General features: G+C 65.9%; 17 protein-coding genes. 6 read left to right on the top strand and 11 right to left on the bottom strand.

The window, feature by feature from the left end:
• Positions 1-64: 64 nt before the first annotated feature.
• Positions 65-325, bottom strand: coding sequence for a hypothetical protein (locus CAG41_RS03110; RefSeq protein WP_085706694.1), 261 nt, complete (start codon positions 323-325; stop codon positions 65-67).
• Between the two features lie 75 nt (positions 326-400).
• Positions 401-613 carry a cold-shock protein gene (locus CAG41_RS03115; RefSeq protein ID WP_085586784.1) on the bottom strand — a complete coding sequence of 71 codons (213 nt, stop codon included), beginning with the start codon at positions 611-613 and terminating at the stop codon, positions 401-403.
• Positions 614-940: 327 nt separating this feature from the next.
• Here CAG41_RS03115 and CAG41_RS03120 point away from each other — a divergent pair, with 327 nt between their 5' ends.
• Complete coding sequence (locus CAG41_RS03120; protein WP_085586785.1) at positions 941-1,495, top strand: DUF2780 domain-containing protein; 555 nt, start codon at positions 941-943, stop codon at positions 1,493-1,495.
• 1 nt (position 1,496) lies between these two features.
• Here the strand turns inward: CAG41_RS03120 and CAG41_RS03125 are convergent, their stop codons facing one another.
• Entirely contained in the window at positions 1,497-2,384 is an 888-nt protein-coding gene (locus CAG41_RS03125; protein ID WP_085629977.1) for an acyltransferase, read from the bottom strand.
• 261 nt (positions 2,385-2,645) lie between these two features.
• Here CAG41_RS03125 and CAG41_RS03130 point away from each other — a divergent pair, with 261 nt between their 5' ends.
• The 4 genes from CAG41_RS03130 (at position 2,646) to creD (ending at position 6,840) form a co-directional block, all read left to right on the top strand.
• Entirely contained in the window at positions 2,646-3,152 is a 507-nt protein-coding gene (locus CAG41_RS03130; RefSeq protein WP_085586787.1) for an ATP-dependent zinc protease, read from the top strand.
• A 74-nt stretch (positions 3,153-3,226) separates the two neighbouring features.
• Positions 3,227-3,907: a two-component system response regulator CreB gene (creB, locus tag CAG41_RS03135; protein WP_085586788.1), complete on the top strand. Its 681-nt coding sequence runs from the start codon at positions 3,227-3,229 to the stop codon at positions 3,905-3,907.
• Positions 3,907-5,325: a two-component system sensor histidine kinase CreC gene (creC, locus tag CAG41_RS03140; protein ID WP_085706695.1), complete on the top strand. Its 1,419-nt coding sequence runs from the start codon at positions 3,907-3,909 to the stop codon at positions 5,323-5,325. Before creB ends, creC begins: the two co-directional genes overlap by 1 nt.
• Before the next feature lie 147 nt (positions 5,326-5,472).
• Positions 5,473-6,840: a cell envelope integrity protein CreD gene (gene creD / locus CAG41_RS03145; RefSeq protein WP_085586790.1), complete on the top strand. Its 1,368-nt coding sequence runs from the start codon at positions 5,473-5,475 to the stop codon at positions 6,838-6,840.
• Positions 6,841-7,015: 175 nt separating this feature from the next.
• On the opposite strand, the gene CAG41_RS03155 is transcribed toward creD, so the two are convergent.
• The 6 genes from CAG41_RS03155 to CAG41_RS03180 all read right to left on the bottom strand — a co-directional run bounded on the left by CAG41_RS03155 (position 7,016) and on the right by CAG41_RS03180 (position 13,459).
• Positions 7,016-7,645 carry a glutathione S-transferase family protein gene (locus CAG41_RS03155; RefSeq protein WP_085629971.1) on the bottom strand — a complete coding sequence of 210 codons (630 nt, stop codon included), beginning with the start codon at positions 7,643-7,645 and terminating at the stop codon, positions 7,016-7,018.
• A gap of 302 nt (positions 7,646-7,947) precedes the next feature.
• Positions 7,948-8,127, bottom strand: a complete 180-nt coding sequence (locus CAG41_RS03160; RefSeq protein WP_085586793.1) for a hypothetical protein — start codon at positions 8,125-8,127, stop codon at positions 7,948-7,950.
• Positions 8,124-9,254, bottom strand: coding sequence for a PepSY domain-containing protein (locus CAG41_RS03165; RefSeq protein ID WP_085655821.1), 1,131 nt, complete (start codon positions 9,252-9,254; stop codon positions 8,124-8,126). Before CAG41_RS03165 ends, CAG41_RS03160 begins: the two co-directional genes overlap by 4 nt.
• Positions 9,255-9,328: 74 nt before the next feature.
• Entirely contained in the window at positions 9,329-11,755 is a 2,427-nt protein-coding gene (locus tag CAG41_RS03170) for a TonB-dependent siderophore receptor (RefSeq protein ID WP_085706696.1), read from the bottom strand.
• Between the two features lie 217 nt (positions 11,756-11,972).
• A complete protein-coding gene (locus tag CAG41_RS03175; RefSeq protein WP_085629965.1) occupies positions 11,973-12,944 on the bottom strand; it encodes a FecR domain-containing protein in 972 nt (323 codons plus the stop codon).
• Positions 12,941-13,459, bottom strand: coding sequence for an RNA polymerase sigma factor (locus tag CAG41_RS03180; RefSeq protein ID WP_085629963.1), 519 nt, complete (start codon positions 13,457-13,459; stop codon positions 12,941-12,943). Before CAG41_RS03180 ends, CAG41_RS03175 begins: the two co-directional genes overlap by 4 nt.
• Positions 13,460-13,761: 302 nt before the next feature.
• Here CAG41_RS03180 and CAG41_RS03185 point away from each other — a divergent pair, with 302 nt between their 5' ends.
• Positions 13,762-14,088, top strand: a complete 327-nt coding sequence (locus CAG41_RS03185) for a hypothetical protein (protein ID WP_085586798.1) — start codon at positions 13,762-13,764, stop codon at positions 14,086-14,088.
• Positions 14,089-14,141: 53 nt separating this feature from the next.
• On the opposite strand, the gene CAG41_RS03190 is transcribed toward CAG41_RS03185, so the two are convergent.
• Both CAG41_RS03190 and CAG41_RS03195 read right to left on the bottom strand, forming a co-directional pair.
• Positions 14,142-14,849: a PolC-type DNA polymerase III gene (locus tag CAG41_RS03190; protein WP_085586799.1), complete on the bottom strand. Its 708-nt coding sequence runs from the start codon at positions 14,847-14,849 to the stop codon at positions 14,142-14,144.
• The gene (locus CAG41_RS03195; protein WP_305880213.1) at positions 14,846-16,780 is read right to left on the bottom strand and encodes a putative nucleotidyltransferase substrate binding domain-containing protein; all 1,935 of its coding nucleotides are present in this window, start codon (positions 16,778-16,780) and stop codon (positions 14,846-14,848) included. Before CAG41_RS03195 ends, CAG41_RS03190 begins: the two co-directional genes overlap by 4 nt.
• Positions 16,781-16,933: the final 153 nt, after the last annotated feature.

Raw genomic sequence — 16,933 nt, forward strand, 5'->3', positions numbered from 1 at the left:
CAAAAGGAAAACGGCGCCTGAGGGGCGCCGTTTTTTGTTTGTCGACGGGAAATAGGAGCAGGCGTCAGGCGGTGTCAAAGTTGTCTTCCTCTGTCGCGTCAGACTCCAGCCGGATATCGATGGCGTACCACTGACCGTTGTCTCCGCGCACCAGTTCGTACGTGACGGTTTGCCCGGCCTTGATCCGCTTCATCAGCGGATCCGACGGGTCGATGCAAAAGACGATGGAAGGGGAGGACAGATTGGCCTGCATCGCCCACTCCTCTGGCGCGTCCGCCATCTCGGCCTTGTTCGGTTCATCGCAGTCGCGCCAACGTCTCTCCATCGCCGCCTCTCCCGTATGGGTTACCCGCGCCTGCGGTGGGACAGACGCGGAGTGGTGCGCCGGTTCAAGGGTGCCTCAGTCTTTGACTTGAACCTTGTCCGCTTGCATGCCTTTTTGTCCTTGTACGGCCTCAAACGTTACTTTCTGACCTTCCTTGAGGCTTTTGAAGCCGCTGCCCTCAATGGCTCTGAAATGCACGAAGAGATCCGGGCCGGATTCCGGGGTGATGAACCCGTAACCCTTTTCATCGTTGAACCATTTGACTGTACCGTCCTGTCTGATTGCCATGCTCTGCACTTCCTGCTCGCTTGACTGAATAACGGGTCGGCCGCCTTCGTCAGGCGGGCGTACCCTTTCCGAGACCGCAGATTCAATGTAGGTGAGGATCCGCCATCGGGTAACTGTCAGATATGACAGTCCTTTAGTGCATTTCTTGATAGTCGCCGACGGTGTTATCGCTGACCGGCAGCGGCGCCCTGAGGTCCTTTTCACGATGTATGGACACCGGCAAGCGGAATATGGCCGTACCGCCCCGGAACATGCCGGCGGCTGCCCGGTCAAACCGGCAGTTTCGCTGCCCGCAGGGCGGCTTTGATGCCACAAGAGGATGTCTGAATGAAAATTTCGCGCGGTATTGCCCTGGCCTCGCTGATGGCGCTGGCCGGCCCCGTGTTCGCCGGTTTCAGCCTGAACGACGTGGCGGGCGCGGTGGCGGGCATGCAGGGCGGCGACAAGGCCGCGGACGCTGCGCCGACCTCGCAGACCGCCGGCCTGCTCAACGCCCTGGGCGCGTTGAACGTCACCCCGCAACAGGCGGTGGGCGGCACCAGCGCCATGCTGGGGCTGGCGAAGAACCAGCTCAGCAACACCGACTACTCGGAGCTGGCCAAGAGCGTGCCGGGCATCGACCAGCTGTCGGGCGGGGCCGGCAACCTGGCCATGCTGAGCGGGCTGTTGGGTTCTTCGGGCAAGTCCGCCGGGCTGGACAACGCCCTGGGCAACGTCAAGGACACCAACGACCTGAACAACGCCTTCGGTGCCTTGGGCATGGACAGCGGCATGGTCGGCCAGTTTGCCCCGGTGCTGCTGCAGTTCCTCGGTCAGCAGGGCGTCGGCGGCCCGCTGCTGCAGAGCCTGGGCAGTATCTGGGGCACCGGCGCCGGCAGTTGAGTCAGCGGCGTTCGTTCTTCAGTTCGGCGATGCGCCGATCCTTCAAGGTCCAGAGCTGGTTGACCCAGCCCTGGACCTTTTCGCGAAAGGCCGGGTCGTTCTCGTAGTCGCCCTGCCACAGGGCCGGATCCAGCTCGCGGGTCTGGATGTCGATGATCACGCGGGGCACGTTGCCGCTGATCAGATCCCAGAACCCCGGGATCTTCTCTTGCGGGTAGACCACGGTCACGTCGAGGATCGCGTCCAGCTGTTCGCCCATCGCCGCCAGCACGAACGCCACGCCGCCGGCCTTGGGCTTGAGCAGGTGGCTGAACGGCGATTGCTGCTGGGCGCTCTTGGCCGCGGTGAAGCGGGTGCCTTCCAGGTAGTTGACCACGGTCACCGGCTGGCGCTTGAACAGTTCGCACGCGGCCTTGGTGATCTCCAGGTCCTTGCCGGCCAGTTCCGGGTGCTTGGCCAGGAACGCCTTGGTGTAGCGCTTCATGAAGGGGTAGTCCAGCGCCCACCAGGCCAGGCCCAGGAACGGCACCCAGATCAGCTCTTTCTTGAGGAAGAACTTGAAGAACGGCGTGCGCCGGTTGAGGGTCTGGATCAGCGCCGGGATGTCGACCCAGGACTGGTGGTTGCTGACCACCAGGTACGAGGTGTCGCCGCGCAGGTCGTCGCCGCCGCGGATGTCCCACTGCGTGGGGATGCACAGGCGGAAGATCAGCTTGTCGATCTCCGCCCAGGTCTCGGCGATCCACATCACCGCCCCCGAAGCGACGTCGCGCAGGCGTCCCGGCAGGATCAGCTTGAGCAAGGCGAACACCATCAGCGGGCCGAACAGCGCCAGGGTGTTGAGCAACAGCAGCAGGGTGACGAGACAGCCGGTGAGCAGGCGGCGCATAAGCGACTCTATGAAAGCGGATGGGCGCGCCATGATAAGTGGCTTCGGGCGACAGGCCAAATCGTCGGTGACAAATGTTTCACCTGTGCGCGGGTAGGGTTGATCCCTGGTGGCGAGGGCGCCTGCCTCCGCCGGCTGCGCAGCCGTCCCGGCGCCAGCAGGCGCCCTCGCCGCAGAGGCCGGCGCGTGATCAACTATTGTGATTTTCAGCGGTCTAGAGTTCGGCGTCTGACGCCCCCATTTCCCAAGGAAGCCCTCAACGTGAAATCCCTCCTTGCATTGCTTTCCCTGGTGGCCTTGCCGGTCATGGCCGCCGAACCGACCCTGTACGGTCGCTACGAATACATCGCGCTGCCGGAAATCGGCGGCCAAGTGCTCAAGGCGAAGATGGATACCGGCGCACTGACCGCGTCGCTGTCGGCCAAGGACATCGAGACCTTCACCCGCGACGGCGACGAGTGGGTGCGCTTTCGCCTCGCCACCAAAGGCGCCGACAACAAGGTCTACGAGCACAAGGTGGCGCGGATCAGCAAGATCAAGAACCGCTCCGAGGAGGAAGGCGAAGAGGGCGACAGCGTCGAGGTCGCCAAGCGTCCGGTGGTCGACCTGGAGCTGTGCCTGGGCAACGTCAAACGCACCGTGGAGGTCAACCTGACCGACCGCAGCAGCTTCAACTATCCGTTGCTGATCGGGGCCAAGGCCTTGCGCGAGTTCGGCGCGGCGGTGAACCCGGCGCGGCGCTTCACCGCCGACAAGCCCGATTGCTGATGCCGAAGTGGTCTCATTGACGTAAGGCGAGGCTTGGGGCACCGTTCGCGCACCAATCCACAGGCTCGGACGCCATGCCTCACATTCTGATTGTCGAAGACGAAGCGGCGATTGCCGACACGCTGATCTTTGCCCTGCAAGGCGAGGGGTTCACCACCACGTGGCTGAGCCTCGGCGCCGCGGCGCTCGCCCATCAGCGCCAGACCCCGGCCGACCTGATCATCCTCGACATCGGCCTGCCGGACATCAGCGGTTTCGAGACCTGCCGGCAACTGCGCAGGTTCTCGGAAGTGCCGGTGCTGTTCCTCAGCGCCCGGGACGCCGAGATCGACCGGGTGGTGGGCCTGGAGATCGGCGCCGACGACTATGTTGTCAAGCCGTTCAGCCCCCGGGAAGTCGCGGCGCGGGTACGGGCGATCCTCAAGCGCATGGCCCCGCGCCCGGCCGTCGAGGCCGCCTCGGCCCTGTTCCGCATCGATGCCGAGCGCGTGCAGATCTGCTACCGAGGCCAGGCCCTGAGCCTGACCCGCCATGAGTTCCGCCTGCTGCAATGCCTGCTCGAACAGCCGGAGCGGGTGTTCAGCCGCGAACAATTGCTCGATGCCCTGGGCGTGGCCGCCGATGCCGGCTACGAGCGCAGCATCGACAGCCACATCAAGAGCGTGCGCGCCAAGCTGCGCCTGGTGCGCGCCGACGCCGAGCCGATCCAGACCCATCGCGGCCTCGGCTACAGCTACAGTCCGGGGCACAGCTGATGCCGCTGGGGCTGCGGATCTTTCTGGTGTACGTGCTGTTCATCGGCCTGACCGGCTATTTCGTGCTCAACACCGTCATGGAAGAGATCCGCCCCGGCGTGCGCCAGTCCACCGAAGAGACCCTGGTGGACACCGCCAACCTGATGGCGGAGATCCTGCGCGACGACTTCAAGGCCGGCACCCTCAACCAGAACCGCTGGCCGCAGCTGCTGCGCGCCTATGGCGAGCGCCAGCCGAAGGCGACGATCTGGGGCCTGCCGAAGAACCAGGTCAACCACCGCATCTACGTCACCGACGCCAACGGCATCGTGGTGCTGGACTCCAGCGGCGCCGCAGTGGGCCAGGACTATTCGCGCTGGAACGACGTCTACCTGACCCTGCGCGGCGAGTACGGCGCCCGCTCCAGCCGCAGCGACCCGGACGACCCGGCCTCGTCGGTGATGCACGTCGGCGCGCCGATCCGCGACAGCGGGAAAATCATCGGCGTGGTGACGGTGGCCAAGCCCAACAGCTCCCTGCAACCGTACGTGGACCGCACCGAGCGCCGGTTGCTGGGCTACGGCGCCGCGCTGATCGGCCTCGGCCTGCTGTTCGGCGCGTTGCTGTCGTGGTGGCTGAGCCGGGCCCTGCACCGTTTGACCGGCTACGCCCAGGCCGTGAGCGAGGGCCGCCGGGCGCAAGTGCCGCACTATCGCGGCGGCGAGCTGGCGCAACTGGCCACGGCCGTGGAGCAGATGCGCACCCAGCTCGAAGGCAAGGCCTATGTCGAACGCTATGTGCACACCCTGACCCACGAACTGAAGAGCCCGTTGGCGGCGATCCGCGGGGCGGCGGAGCTGTTGCAGGGGGACATGCCGGCGGAGCACCGGCAACGCTTCGTCGGCAACATCGACAGCGAAAGCGCGCGGATGCAGCAGTTGATCGAACGGCTGCTGAACCTGGCCCAGGTGGAACAGCGCCAGACCCTGGAGGAACAGGTGACGGTGCCGTTGGCGGAACTGGTGGACGGACTGTTGCAGGCCCAGGTCGCCCGGATCGAGGGCCGGCGATTGCGCGTCGAACAGGCCGTCCCGGCGGATTTGGCGTTGACCGGCGAGCCGTTCCTGTTGCGCCAGGCGCTGGCCAACCTGCTGGAGAATGCGTTGGACTTCACGCCGGCCGGCGGTTTGCTGCGCTTGAGCGCCGAACGTGACGGCGGGCAGGTGCTGATCCGCCTGTTCAACGAGGCCGAGCCGATTCCCGATTACGCCTTGCCGCGCCTGAGCGAGCGGTTCTATTCGTTGCCCCGCCCGGACAGCGGGCGCAAAAGCACGGGGTTGGGGCTGAACTTCGTCGAAGAGGTGGTCAAACTGCACGGCGGCTCGATGGCGGTCGGCAATGCCGAGAACGGCGTGGAAGTGATCCTGCGCCTGCCTTGAGCGCGTGTCGCTGTCTTTGCTGTCTTTGTGCAGGCGCGAGCCTGCTCGCGATCAGGCAGGCCAAATCTCCACACAAACTCCACACATCCCCCACATTCCCCCCACACCGCCCAACCAGACTCTGCCCACCGAAACAGGGAGAGTCCCATGAACAAGAACCTTGCATTGAAACTCGGGGCGATCGCCCTGCTGATCCTGCTGTTGCTGGTGCCTTTGCTGATGATCGAAGGCGTGATCGATGAGCGCCAGCAGTTGCGTGACGGGGTGCTGGAAGACATCGCCCGCAGTTCCAGCTACAGCCAGCAGGTGAGCGGGCCGGTGATGGTGGTGCCGTACCGCAAGACTGTCCGTATCTGGAAGACCAACGAGAAGACCAACCAGCGCTATGAAGAGCTCAGCGAAGCCCGCGGACGGCTGTACTTCCTGCCGGAGCGCTTCGAGCTCGACGGCCAGGTGCAGACCGAACTGCGTGCCCGCGGCATCTACGAGGCCAGGCTGTTCCATGCCGACAACCGCCTCAGCGGGCATTTCTCGCTGCCGGCGCAATTGGGCATCAAGGAAGACTTCGCCGACTACCGGTTCGAGGCGCCGTTCCTGGCCGTGGCCATCAGCGACATCCGCGGCATCGAAAACGCGCTGAAGCTGGAACTCGACGGCCAGCGCCTGGACTTCGTGCCCGGCACCGAAGTGGGCTGGCTCGGCGAAGGCGTGCGGGTGACGCTGCCGCCGCTGGACGCCGGCAAGGCCACGCAGCTGACGTTCGGCTTCGACCTGCGCCTGCAAGGCACCGGCTCGCTGCAGGTGCTGCCGGTGGGCAAGACCAGCCGTGTGAGCCTGGCCGCGAACTGGCCGCATCCCAGCTTCGTCGGCAACTTCCTGCCGGCCAAACGGGAGATCACCGATCAGGGCTTCACCGCCGACTGGCAGACCTCGTTCTTCTCCACCAACCTGCAGGAGGCCATGCAGCACTGCGTGGCGGGGGATTGCGAAGGGTTCAACGGGCGCCGCTTCGGCGTGAGCTTCATCGATCCGGTGGACCAGTACCTCAAGAGCGACCGGGCGATCAAATATGCGCTGCTGTTCATCGTCCTGACCTTCGCCGGCTTCTTCCTGTTCGAGGTGCTCAAAGGCCTGGCGGTGCACCCGGTGCAATATGCGCTGGTGGGCGTGGCGCTGGCGTTCTTCTATCTGTTGCTGCTGTCGTTGTCGGAGCACATCGGCTTCGCCCTGGCGTATCTGCTGTCGGCCGGCGCCTGTGTGCTGCTGATCGGTTTCTATGTGTGCCACGTGCTGCGCAGCGTGCGCCACGGGCTGAGTTTCTCGGCGGGGCTGGCGGCGCTGTACGGCCTGCTCTACGGCTTGCTGAGCGCCGAGGACTACGCGCTGCTGATGGGCTCGCTGCTGTTGTTCGGGCTGCTGGGCGTGTTCATGGTGCTGACCCGCAAGCTGGACTGGTACGGGATCGGGCAGAAACCGGCCAAGCCGCTGGAGTTCGACCTGGGGGCGGTGCAATGAGCCGGTCGTTGGGGTTGCGCGAGGACCGGCGCGAGGCGCAGGTGCTGGTGACGCTGATCCTTGGGTGGTTGCCGGAGGAACCGAGGTGGCGCCGTCGCGAGCAGGCTAGCTCCCGCACGGAGCCGCAGACACCTGTGGGAGAAAGGCCGCTCGCGGTGAGGCCCGGACGGCCGGCCTAGGCCTTGGGCATCGTCGCGATCATCGAAGGCCGCTGGCTCACCTCGAAGTACCAATCGGCCAGTTGCGGGTTGGCCGTGCGCCAGTCCATGTCCGGGAAGCGCAGGTCGAGGTAGCCCAAGGCGCAGGCCAGGCTGATCGCGGCGATGTCGAAGTGGCTGGTGAGTTCGGCGATGGCGTCGCGCTCCAACAGCGCGAGGGTGCGGCGGATCTTGTCGCGCTGGGCGTCGAGCCATTCTTCCCAGTGCTTTTCCGGGGCGCGCAGGGCCTGTTCGTAGCGCACCGTGACGGCGGCGTCCATGATCCCGTCGGCCATCGAGGCCAGGGTCAGGCGCCGCCAGCGGGCCGAGCCGTCGCGGGGGATCAGCGGGTTGCCGACGTGCTGATGGTCGAGGTAGTCGAGGATCACCCGGCTGTCATGGATGACGTTGCCGTCGGCCAGGCGCAGGGCCGGGATCTTGCCCAGGGGGTTGTCGTGGTTCAGCGCCGCGTCCGGGCTGACGGGGCTGAGGACGCAATCGTGCAGGGCCACGCGGTTCTGCTGGCCGGTCTCGTGCAGCAGCACCATGATCTTGCGCACGAATGGGGACAGGGTGTTGTGGAACAGGGTCATGCTGGGGGCGGACATGGGCAAACCTCGGCAATCGGCGAAAATGCAGAGGTCTAGCCTAGAGAGTTCCGGCGCGGCTGGCGAGGGCTTGATGGTGTCTGGTCAGGCCCTTTCGCGGGCAAGTCCGACCGCGCAGGTCTTGTGCACGACATAGATCCTGTGGGAGCAGCTGTCTTGCTTCTGTCCTGCGGCGCCTGGACTGCCGCCATCGCTGGCAAGCCAGCTCCCACAGAGTTCTCGGTTGAATGCAAAGTGAGGGGGCACCGCAAAACATTGTGGGAGCGGGCTTGCCCGCGATGAGGCCCGGCAGGCCTGCACGCTCACCGGCGCGCGAGCAATCCCCTCATCCCCAGCCACGCCGGCACGCCCAGGCCGATCCAGCTCAAGGCGTCCCAGATCCCGTCCCCCAGCAGCGCCGCGAACAGCCCGGCGGCGCTGAGCAGCGCGATCACCAGCGGCGTGCTGAAGACTTTCCAGAAATTCGACCGGCGCGGCTTCATGCTGACGCCTCCGTCGCTTGCGGCAAGGCCTTGGCCGCCTTGCGCCGCACCACCCACAGGTACACGCCGCTGCCGAGCACGATGATGGTCAGCACATCGAGGGTGGCCCACAGGATTTTCATCGGCATGCCGCCGTAGTCGCCGAAGTGCAGCGGCTGGGACATGCCCATGGCGTCCATGTACCACGGCCGCTCGGCCACGGCCGTGACCTTGAGGGTGCTGGCGTCGATCAGCACCGGCGTCAGCAGGTGCGAGGTCAGGTGGGTGCCGCCCTTCATGAACACCGCGTAATGGTGCTCGCTGGAGAACCGCGTGCCGGGGAAGGCGATGAAGTCCGGCTGCATGTCCGGCGCGACTTCGGCGGCGATGTCGAGCAGGCGGGTGGCCGGTGCCCGCAGGGTCAGCGGCGGCGCGTCGCGGTAGGGCTCGACCAGGGCGGCGAGCGCGTCGTTGCGCCAGGCGGAGATGAGCAGGTCGGCGCAGGCGCTGATGACGCCGGTGACCCCCACCACCAGCGCCCAGGTCAGGGTGACGACGCCGATCAGGTTGTGCAGGTCGAGCCAGCGCAGGCGGGCGGACTTGTCCCGGCGCACGGTGGCGAACTCCAGCCGGCGCATGAACGGCAGGTACAGCACCGTGCCGGAGACGATCGCCACCACGAACAGCACTCCCATGAACGCCAGCAGCAGCTTGCCCGGCAGGCCGGCGAACATGTCCACGTGCAGGCGCAGGATGAACAGCATCAGGCCGCCGTTGGCCGCCGGCGTCTCCACGGCTTCGCCGGTGCGGGCGTCGAGCATGAAGGAGTGCGACGAGTTGGGTTCGGTGCCGGCGGTCTTCGCCATGATCGCCAGCACGCCGTTGGGTTCGTCCTCTTCGAAACCGAAGTACTGCACGACTTCGTCGGGGCGATGGCGTTCGGCGGCCTCCACCAGTTGCGCCAGGTTCAGGCGCGGGGTGTCGGCGGGCATTTCGCGAAACTCCGGCGCGTCGCCGAGCAGGTGTTCGATCTCGTGGTGGAACACCAGCGGCAGGCCGGTCAGGGCCAACAGCAGCAGGAACACGGTGCAGATCAGGCTGGTCCAGGTGTGCACGAACGACCAGCGACGAATTGTTTTGCTTTTCATTTCATGACCTTCAGAAACGCCAAAGCCGTCCCCGGGGGGACGGCCTGGCTGCGGGGCCGGTTCAGCTCAGTCGCTTACCACTTGTAAGTGGCGCTGGCGACGACGCTGCGCTGGTCGCCGTAGTAGCAGTAGAAGCTGTCGCAGGTGGAGATGTAGTCCTTGTCCAGCAGGTTGGTGGCGTTGATGGCCACCGACGCGCCCTTGAGGCTGTTGTCCAGGCGGCCGAGGTCGTAGTGCACGGCGGCGTCGAACACGGTGTAGGCGTCGGCCTTGCCCAGCCAGGTGTTGGCCTTGTCGCCGTAGGTGTTGCCGGTGTAGCGGGCGCCGGCGCCGATGCCGAAGCCGTCGAGCACGCCGGTGTGCCAGGTGTAGTCGGCCCACAGGGACGCCTGTTGGTTCGGCATCAGTTGCAGGCGGTTGCCCTTGTCGTCACCTTTCTGCACTTCGGACTTGGCCAGGGTGTAGGCGGCGATCACCTTCAGGTTGTCGGTGACGTCGGAGACCGCTTCCAGCTCCAGGCCCTTGACCTTCACTTCACCGGTCTGGCTGGTGAGCGGGATGTTGTTGACGGTGGTGGTGACCGACACGTTTTTCTGGGTCAGGTCATACACGGCGGCCGTCAGCAGGGTCTTGCTGCCGGGCGGCTGGTACTTGATGCCCATTTCCCACTGCTTGCCTTCGGTCGGCTTGAGCGATTCGGTGGAGCTGGAATCGGCGCCGCTGGTGGGCTGGAAGGACTCGGCGTAGGAGATGTACGGCACGAAGCCGTTGTCGAACACGTAGCTCAGCGCCGCGTTGCCGCTGAAGGCCTTGTCGCGGTCGGTGCTGGTGGCGTTGCCCTTGTTGAAGAACTTGGTGCCGGTGTGCACCCAGTCCTCGCGGCCGCCGAGGGTCAGGCGCCATTGGTCGAGGGCCATCTGGTCCTGCACGTACAGGCCGGTCTGGTGGGTCTTCTGGTCGTAGTCGTAGAACGCGGTGGAGCGCGCCGGACGGGTGATTGGCAGCCCGTGGATCGGGTTGTTCACGTTGATCGACGGCGCGCTGCCGAAGATCGAGGTGTAGTTGGTGTTGCTGCGCTGGTGATCCAGGCCCAGCAGCAGGGTGTGGCGGATGTCGCCGGTGGCGAAGTCGGCCTGGAAGTTGTTGTCCACGGCGAACTGGCTGATGTCTTCGTCGACGATGGTGGTCGAGCGGCCGACGTTGCCTTCGTTATCCACCTGGGTGAACGGGTAGGAACCGACGGTGATGCCCTGGAACGACAGGTCCGACTTGGTGTAGCGCAGGTTCTGCTTGAACTGCCACACGTCGTTGAGGCGGTGCTCGAAGGCATAGCCCAGCGCGTAGTAGGTGCGGTCGTAGTATTCCCAGTCCGGATCGCCCAGGTTCTTGTGGTGCGAGACCTTGCCGAACGGCATGTCGATCTTGGTGCCCTGCACCGGCAGGAACTGGCTGGTGATGCCGGTGTCGTCGCGGGTGAACTGGGTCAGCAGGGTGAACTTGGTGTCGTCGTCGATGTTCCAGGTCAGGCTCGGCGCGAGGTTGTAGCGCTTGTTGTCGACGTGGTCGATCTGGGTGCCGCTGTCGCGCACCACGCCGCTGATGCCGTAGAGGAACTGACCGGCGTCGTCGATCTTGCCGGTGCTGGCGAAGTTGATCTGGCGGTGGTTGTCGCTGCCGTACTGCAGTTGGATCTCGCTGCTGGCGATGTCGCTGGGACGCCGGCTGACCATGTCCAGCAGGCCGCCCGGCGGGGTCTGGCCGTAGACGGACGAGGCCGGGCCGCGCAGCAGGGCGAGGCGGTCCAGGTTCCAGGTTTCCTGTTTCGGGTTGGCGTAGACGCCTTTGGGCAGCGGCAGGCCGTCGAGGAACTGGGTCGGTTCGAAGCCGCGCACGCGCAGCCAGTCGGCGCGGGTGTCGCTGCCGTAGCTGCTGGCGGTGATGCCGGGCATGTAGCGCACGGCGTCATCGAGGCTGTGCACGCTGCGGTCGTCCATCTGCTGGCGGGTGGCGACGGAGATCGAGCGCGGGGCTTCGACCAGCGCGGTGTCGGTCTTGGTGCCGGCGGCGGTGCGGGTGGCGGTGTAGCCTTCGACCGGGCCCCAGGCGCTTTCCGTGTTCTCGACGCCGATCACCGAGGTTTCCGGCAGGGCCATCACGCCGTCCGGCACGGCCACCAGGGTGTAGGTGCCGGTGCCGCTCTGCTCCAGTTGCAGGCCGGTGCCGCGCAGGGCCGCGCGCAGGGCGCCGGCCGCATCGTACTGGCCGTTGACCGGCGCCGAGGTCTTGCCGGCCGCCAGCGCGGGATCCAGCGACAGCGCGAGGCCGCCCTGGCTGGCGATCTGGTTCAGGGTGGTGGACAGCGGCGCCGCCGGCAGGTTGTACGCGCGTACGTTCGACGCCTGTTCAGCGGCGATCAGTTGGCTGCTCGCCAGCGGGGTGCAGAGGGCGATGGCGACCGCCAGCAAACTGGGGCGCAACAAGGTGTCTAGCGAACGGGACATACGGCGGCTCCTGAATGGAAATATTTCTCAATTGCCTGTGTGCCGGACGAGATTCGAAAAGTGATAGGGCTGGGTGAAATTTTTTCGGGCGGCGGGGTCAGCCCTCTTCGGTGCGGCGGATGGCCCTGTCGCGAGCAAGCCCGCTCCCCCAGGTTTGCGGGTGTTCTCGGGATTCCATGTGGGGGCGCGATGGCGAACGTGCGGACAACGCGATTCTTCAGGGCTTGGCATCGGCCTTGGCGACGGTGACCCACCACGGCGTGTGGTGTTCGATCTGCACCGGCAGGGTCGGCAGCAGGGCGCTCAAGGCCTTGTCGGTGTCGTGCAGCGGGAAGCTGCCGGTGATGCGCAGGTCGGCGACCTCCGGCGCGGTGCCCAGATGGCCGCGGCGGTAGCGGCCGATCTCGCGCACCAGGTCTTCCAGCCGGGCATTGTCCACCACCAGCATGCCGCGGGTCCAGGCATCGGCGCCGGGGTCGAGCGTCGCCACCGGATCCAGGCCGTCGCGGCGGATCAGCACCTGCTGGCCTTCGCGCAGGATGCGCTCCTGCAGGTCGCTCTGCGGATGGGCGGCCACCGCCGACTGCAGCACGCTCAGGCGCGTGCCGTGTTCTTCGCGCTTGACCAGGAACCGCGTGCCCAGCGCCCGCATGCTGCCTTCGCGGGTCTCGACGATGAACGGCCGGGCATCGCCGTGGCCGGTCTCGATGAGGACTTCGCCTTCCTGCAGCACGATCAGCCGTTGCCGCTGATCGAAGCGCACATCCACCGCGCTGTGGGTGTTGAGGTTGAGCAAGGTGCCGTCCGTCAGGCGCACGGTGCGCTGTTCGCCGGTGGCGGTGCGCTGGTCGGCCAGCCAGTAGTCCAGCGGCAGGTAGCGCTCGCTGGCGAACAGGGCCAGGCCGACCACCGCCACCATCCCGGCCAGGCCGCTGCCCAGCTTGCGCACCCGGCGGCGGATGCCTTCGCGCGATTGCAGCAGGGCCGTGCGCGCCGGCCCCTTGGCTACGCTGAAACGCTGGTCGAGCATGCCCAATTGGCGCCAGGCGCGGGCGTGCTCTTCGCTGGCGGCGTGCCATTTGGCGAACTCTTCGCGCTCCAGCGGACTGCTGGAATCCAGGGTCAGTTGCCAGGCGATGGCCGCGTCCAGCACATGGGCCGGCACCGGCCGGGAACCGGCGGGGCTCATGTCGGTTCACCGTACAGGGCGATGTAGCACTGGCGGATGCCCTGGGCCAGGTACTGGCGCACACGGGGCACCGACACGCCGAGCTTCTCGGCGATCTCGGCATGGCCGAGGCCGTCGAGGCGGTTATAGAGGAAGGCGGCGCGGGCCTTGGTCGACAGTTGGCCGAGCATCCGGTCGATGGCCTTGAGGTCTTCGAGGATCAGTTGCTGTTCTTCCACCGACGGCTGTTCGCCTTCGGGGATCAGCATCAGTTCGGTCAGGTAGGCCTGTTCCAGCGCGGCGCGGCGGAAATAGTCGAACAGCAGGCCCTTGGCGATGGCCACCAGGAAGGCCCGGGGCTCGCGGGGCACCGGCAGCTTGTCGCGGCCGAGCAGGCGCACGAAGGTGTCCTGGCTCAGATCCTCCGCCCGCTGCGGACACGCCACATTGCGCCGCAACCAGGCCAGCAGCCAACTGCGGTGGTCGCGATACAACGCACCGACGAGCTCACTGTGGGGGCTTTGGGCTGACGACACGATGCATCACCGACTGGGAAGTGTTAACCAACGAGAATTGTTCGCGATTGTGTCAGAGGTGGGAATCGTTAGCAATTGGCCACCGGTCGGGTAATCCCGAGGCGCCGTTGCCTGTGGATGGGATCGCCGGGCGATCAATCCCGTCGACGGCGTAAGTGAGACGGATGATGAAACTTGATCCGGGCGGTGCCGAACGGGTGGGCAACAAGGTAGGATAGGCGGAGTTTATGGCGATATGATGTCATTCGCCTTTCGTTCGTTCGCTTGCAGACGATCGGACGCCGACCCGGAGAAACACCCTGATGAAACTGATTTACCTCGCATTGCCCAGCCTGATTTTCATGGCGGCATGGATTGGCGCATTACTGCTGGGCGAGGCAGGGCGAGTCGGCTGGAACTGGATCGACGACAACGAGCGGCCCATCGAGCGCAATCCCGTGATGGCCCTGGTGCTCAAAACGTTCTTCCGCGAAGGCGGGGACATGCTGGATGTGTGGCTGCAAGTCGTGCTCATTACGTTGTGGCCCCTCTATCTGGCCGGGGCGCTGGTTTACTTCGTCGGATTGCACGCACGCCAACGGCGCCGTCTCGCCAAGCAAAAAAGCCGGGACGGCGTCGCCGTTCAATGAGCCTGTGAACAGGCCTGCCCTGCGTCTCCCCGCCCTGCGTCGCGGAGCGGGGATCAGAACGAAGGTGCCTGTTGCCGGCGCCTCCACTGGCCCAGGCGCTGCTGCAGGTTCAGCGGGCTGTGGATCTGCTGTTGCCGGGCACGGCTGAACAGGATCAGCGCCAGTTCGGCGGTGGCCAGGGCATCGGCGCTGGCGTGATGGCGCTCGAACACCTCCAGCCGGAACCAGCCGATCCAGTCGTCCAGCCCGGCTTCACGCAAATGCGCCTGCGGACACAGCAGCGGCGCGAGGTCCGCCACGTCGAGAAACACCGACTGCAACTTGTGGCCCAGGTGTTCCTTCACGGCCCGGCCCAGCATGTGCCGGTCGAACGGCGCATGGAAGGCCAGCACCGGGCTGTCGCCGATGAACTCCAGAAGATCGAGCAGCGCCTCGGCCGGATCGCTGCCGGCGGCGATCGCGCTCGGCCCCAGGCCGTGGATCAGCACGCTGGGCCCCAGCTTCATTTCGCGGCATTGCAGGGTGCGTTCGAACTGTTGGCCGAAGTCCACCGCGCCGTCCTCGATCACCACCGCGCCGATCGACAGCACGCGGTCCTTGTTCAGGTTCAGCCCGGTGGTTTCCAGGTCCAGCACCACCCAGCGCTGTTCGCGCAGGCTGCATTCATCCAGCTCGCGGGGCGGCGGCAGCTTCGCCAGCCGTTGCCGCAACGGATCCGGCAGGTCGGGCCCGGCCGGTCGCAGCCACGAGAACAGGTTCATAGCTGATACCGCAACGTCAGGCTGCTTTGCAGGCGTTGGGCCTGGCGCAGGGACTCGCGCAGGATGCGCCGATCCAAGTGGTTGAGGCTGTCGGGATCGACCCGGTTGGAGTACGGCAGGTTTTCCCGGGTCTGGATCTGATGCTGCTGGAGGCGGGTCTGCTGGATGAAGTGGTAGGCCTCCTCGTAGGCTGCGCCGTCCAGGCGGTCGATGACGTCCTTTTCCACCAGGCTGCGGAAGCGTTCCAGGGTGTTGTTGGCGTCGATGCCGTGGGCAAGCGCCAACAGACGCGCGCCGTCGACGAACGGGGTCAGGCCCTGGACCTTCAGATCCAGCGTGGCCTTTTCGCCGCCCTTGCGCGTCAGCACGAACTCGCGCAGGCGCCCCACGGGCGGACGGTTGCGCAGGGCGTTCTCGGCCATCATGCGCTGGAACAGGCGGTTGTCGCCGACCTGCTCGAGAATGCCGCGGCGCAGTTGCTCGCAGCCTTGCCCGTCGCCCCAGACCACCCGCAGGTCGAAATAGATGCTCGATCCCAGTAGGTTCTCGGGTGTCGCCTCGCGGATGAACGCGGCGAAGCGCCGGGCCCATTCGGCGCGGGACAGGCACAGCTGCGGGTTGCCGGCCATGATGTTGCCCTTGCACAACGCGAAACCGCACTGCGCGAGGCTGTGGTTGATCTGCTGGGCGATCGGCAGCAGCTTGCCGCGGATCTCGGCGGCGTGCGCCGCGTCGCGGGCCTCGAACAGGATGCCGTTGTCCTGGTCGGTGTGCAGGGTCTGTTCGCGTCGGCCCTCGCTGCCGAAGCACAGCCAACTGAAGGGCACGCCGGGATCGCCCTTGTCGGCCAGGGTCAGTTCGATCACCCGGCACACGGTGTGGTCGTTGAGCAGCGTGATGATATGGGTGATCTGGGTGGACGACGCGCCGTGGGCCAGCATCCGCTCCACCAGTTGGCCGATCTCGCCGCGCAGGGCCACCAGTTGCTCGACGCGCTGGGCGCTGCGGATCGTGCGCGCCAGGTGCACCAGGTCGACCCGCTGCAGGGAAAACAGGTCGCGTTCGGACACCACGCCGCACAGGCGCTGCTCCTTGACCAGGCAGACATGGGCGATGTGCCGCTCGGTCATGGCGATGGCCGCGTCGAACGCGCTGTGGTCCGGCGACAGGCAGAAGGGCGACGGGGTCATGTGGCGTTCGATGGGTTCGCTCAGGTCGCCGACGCCTTCGGCCACCACGTGGCGCAGGTCGCGCAGGGTGAAGATCCCCAGCGGCGCCTTGTGCCCGTCCACGGCGACGATGCTGCCGACCTGCTGCTCGTGCATCAGCTTCACCGCGTCGCGCAACGGCGTGGCCGGGGCGCAGGTCACCGGATGCCGCATCGCCAGTTCGCCGAGGCGGGTGTTCAGCGAGTATTGGGTGCCGAGGGTCTCCACGGCCTTTTGCTGGACCTGCTGGTTGACCTGGTCCAGCAGGCTGCTGACGCCGCGCAGGGCGAAATCGCGGAACGGGCCGGAGAGCGCGAACAGTTTGATGAACGCCGGTTTGTTCAGTTGCAGGCAGAAGGTGTCTTCGCCGGCCAGGTGTTCGGTGCGGGTCGCCCGTTCGCCGAGCAGGGCGGCGAGGGGAAAGCACTCGCCGGCGGTGATTTCGAACGTGGTTTCGGTGCCGCCCTTGGCGGTATGGGGCCGTTCGCCGACCACCCGGCCCTGCTTGACGATGTAGAAGTGTTCGACCGGCCCGTCAGCGGGCTTGACGATGCTCTCGCCCTGGCCGTAGAAGCGCAGTTGGCACTGCTCCACCAGGTAGGCCAGGTGGGCATGTTCCATCTGATTGAAGGGCGGGAAGCGCTGAAGGAATTGCAGGGTGCCCTGGATGTTCTGCAATACGGCGGTTTTCCCTGCCTGGGTGAAGGCGTCCGCTTTACTCATGACCATGACCGCAGTTTCTTTGAATTGTTGTTGGAGCGTTGTCGCCATGGTCGGCCCCTGCGGCCGGGGTGCCCATTGGACGTAAGTCTAGGTGGGCAATGCCGTTCGGGGCATTTCGGAAATGCCCTACGTTATCAGTCGGATTTTCTTTTT

Source organism: Pseudomonas sp. B35(2017) (assembly GCF_002113645.1).
Lineage (GTDB): Bacteria > Pseudomonadota > Gammaproteobacteria > Pseudomonadales > Pseudomonadaceae > Aquipseudomonas > Aquipseudomonas ekonensis.